The sequence below is a fragment of the Pseudoduganella sp. RAF53_2 genome (assembly GCF_052113985.1).
Classification (GTDB): domain Bacteria; phylum Pseudomonadota; class Gammaproteobacteria; order Burkholderiales; family Burkholderiaceae_D; genus Rugamonas.
On record NZ_JBFRDW010000683.1, the window covers coordinates 1 to 3,144 of the forward strand.

Below are 3,144 nucleotides of genomic sequence, written 5' to 3' on the forward strand. Positions count from 1 at the left end.
GAGCAGGATATTGGTCTTCACGTCATGCAGCATGTCCTGCACGAAGTCCGTCAGGCCGATCTTCTTGGCGACCCAGCGGCCGGTGGATGGCATCACCTGCATCAGGCCCGAGGCACCCACGCCCGATTGCGCATCCATGATGAAGCGCGATTCCTGGCGGATCAGGCCATACACCCAGGCGCGATCCAGTCCCAGTGTGCTGGTGGTGGGCTGCATGATGTCGTCATGCGGCACGGGATAGCGGTGCGTGTAGTCGGCCTGCACGCGCGTCTTTTCGGACGTGTACACCATGCGGTCGAGGATGTGATTCTGGCGCGCGAATTCGGCAGCAGCGATCAGCTCACGCTCGCTCAACTTGCGCGTTTCCCAGTTCCACTCGCGCGTTCCTTCGAAACGCAGGCGCATGCTGAAGAACTTGAGCGCGCGCTGCAGGCCCTGGTTGGTGGAAATGGCTGCCAATTCAAATGGCGTCGGCGGCGCGCCCGGCGGCGGAATCGTCACCAGCTGGCCCAGTTCTTCCGCGGACAGCAGGCTGTAATAGTCGTTCCCGGTCGAGATGCTGCGGTACAGCGCCAGCGCTTCCGGCGCAGTGCGGCCATCCTGCGCGGCGATGGCGCGAGCGTTCCAGTAAATCCAGGTCGGGTCGCTGCGCAGCGATTGCGGCATGGCGGCGATCGTGGCGCGCACCGTCTTCCAGTCCTGGCTGCGCAGTGCGATGCGCGCCTTCCATTGAACCTGGTCAATCGACAGCGGAGCGCCGGACGACTTCTGCCAGTATTCCGCAGTCTCCGGCGCCAGCGAATACGAGGCCTGCAGCGCGACGTTGGCCCAGCCGATCGCGCGCTCCTGCGGCGTCAGTTTCGGCGCGTTTTTGTTCAGCGCCATCACGGCCAGTTTCAGGCTGGTCTTGGCGCCGCGGCCTACCGCGACCAGGAAAGTCTCGTGATCGGCGCGGCTGCTGCCGGCGCCCTTCGCCATTGCGATAGTGGGCAGGTCGATGGCTTGCGCGATCTTCTTGTCGGAGCCGTTCAGCAGCATGATGGCGCGGCGTGCCGGACCGGTGGCGTTGGTTTCGCCGGCCAGGCGCACCTGCGTCCACACATCTTCGTCCTTGAACTGGCCGGTCTGGTAGAGCGATGCGATCAGCGAACCGCAGGCCTCGCCGTAAAAAGGCGGATAGACCAGCAGCGCGCGCGCATCGGCCGCCACGTTCTGCCCTTTGGTCAGGCGCGACAACAGGTTGTAGCACTTGACCTGGGTATCGTCCTGCAGCAAGAACTGCGGATACTGCTCATCGAAGGTGGCCCACTCGCGCTTGCGGCCCAGGTCCAGCAGCCAGTCGTTGCGCAGGCGGTCGGCAATCGCGCTGCCTTCGTAGCGTTTCAGGAAGTCGCGTATCTCGGCGTTCGTGGCGTCCTTGAAATGGGATTTCAGCCGATAATAGTCGACATAAGAAGGGATGCTGTAATTGGTCAGCTGGGCGCCATAGAATTCGGCCTTGGCTGCATCATCGCGGCGCACGGAATCGCGCAGCAGAAGGAATGCGTCGTCTTCCTTGCGTGTATCGCTTGCGGTATCCTGCGCGCAGGCCAGATTCACGGTGACGCTTGCGGTCACCATCAGTGCGCCGGCTATCCATTTCGACAGGGAAATCAATCTACGACTCTCAATGTAATTCACGATATGACCAGCGCACCTAGAATACCACGCAACCCCGCCGAGCTACCAGCCTCCAGCGCACAGACTAAGACGGAATTAAGGCGTTCCTTATTGGCCGAACGCCGCGCCATTCCGGCCGAAACGCGGCAGCAGTGGGACCATGGGCTGTGTGCCAACATCGTGACATGGTGGCAAGGCAGCGGTGTCGATGCGCTCGGCGTTTACTGGCCTTTGCGCGATGAGCCCGACCTGCATGCGGCTTACGCTGAACTGGCGCGGCTTGGCGTGCGCCTGCTGCTGCCGGTCGTGGTGCAGCGCGACGCGCCGCTGGAATTCGCATCGTGGGAAATCGGCGAGACGATGGTGAAGGATGGCATGGGCGTGGCGGTGCCGGCCCATCTGCGCATTGAGCCTTATCCGCCGGCCCTGCTGGTGCCTTGCCTCGGCTTTAATGCGGGTGGTTTCAGGCTGGGATATGGCGGCGGTTTCTACGACCGCACGCTGGCAAAGGAACCACGCCCCGCAACAGTGGGCRTGGCGTACAGCTGCCTTGAGGTGGAGTTTGGCGTCGATAACCACGATATCGCGCTGGATATCGTGATCACCGAACAGGCTTAAACCAGCTGCTGCCAGATCGCGGTTGTGGCCGCGGCCTGGTTCATCGAGTAGAAGTGCAGGCCCGGTGCGCCGCCTTCCAGCAGGCGTTCGCACAGTTCCGTGACCACGTCCTGGCCGAAGGCCTTGATCGATGCGCTGTCATCGCCAAACGACGCCAGCTTCAAACGCACCCAGCGCGGGATCTCCGCGCCGCACATATCCGAGAAGCGCATCAGCTGGGTGTAATTCGTGATCGGCATGATGCCCGCCACGATCGGCACGTCCACACCCTGCTTCTGCGCCTGCTCCACGAAATGGAAGTAAGCGTCGGCATTGTAGAAGTATTGCGTGATGGCCGCGTTGGCTCCGGCCTTCACCTTGCGCACGAAGGCTTGCATATCGTCTTGCGGCGAGCGCGCTTGCGGGTGCACTTCGGGATAGGCCGCCACTTCGATGTGGAACCAGTCGCCCGTTTCGGCGCGCACGAATTCCACCAGCTCGTTCGCATAGCGGAATTCACCCATGCCGCCGTAGCCGCTCGGCAGGTCGCCGCGCAGCGCCACCAGGCGCTTGATGCCATGCGATTTGTACTGCTGCAGCACGGCGCGGATCGAGTCGCGCGAGCCGCCCACGCAGGACAGGTGCGGCGCCGCTTCTTCACCGGCGGCCATGATTTCGAGGACGGTGTCCAGCGTGCCTTGCTGGGTCGAGCCGCCGGCGCCGAAGGTCACGGAAAAATATTTGGGATGCAGCTCGGACAGTTTGGCGCGCGTGGCGCGCAGCTTTTCTGCCCCTTCCGCCGTCTTGGGCGGGAAGAATTCGATACTGAAATTATGGTTAGCCATTGTCGTCTTTGAGCAGGAGTGTGGACAAGGCCCAGGAGATCAC

At 62.6% G+C, this 3,144-nt stretch carries 3 protein-coding genes; 1 reads left to right on the forward strand and 2 read right to left on the reverse strand.

The window, feature by feature from the left end; all coding sequences use genetic code 11:
• The coding region (locus AB4Z11_RS27695) for a transglycosylase SLT domain-containing protein (RefSeq protein WP_442029054.1) at positions 1–1,620 on the reverse strand (1,620 nt) is incomplete at its 3' end.
• A 63-nt stretch (positions 1,621–1,683) separates the two neighbouring features.
• Between AB4Z11_RS27695 and AB4Z11_RS27700 the strand changes: the two genes are divergently transcribed.
• Positions 1,684–2,277 (forward strand): 5-formyltetrahydrofolate cyclo-ligase, encoded by a 594-nt coding sequence (locus tag AB4Z11_RS27700; RefSeq protein ID WP_442029055.1) that lies wholly within the window; start codon positions 1,684–1,686, stop codon positions 2,275–2,277.
• Here AB4Z11_RS27700 and metF read toward each other — a convergent pair.
• The gene (gene metF / locus AB4Z11_RS27705) at positions 2,274–3,101 is read right to left on the reverse strand and encodes a methylenetetrahydrofolate reductase [NAD(P)H] (protein ID WP_442029056.1); all 828 of its coding nucleotides are present in this window, start codon (positions 3,099–3,101) and stop codon (positions 2,274–2,276) included. The two genes, AB4Z11_RS27700 and metF, sit on opposite strands and share 4 nt — an antisense overlap.
• Positions 3,102–3,144: the final 43 nt, after the last annotated feature.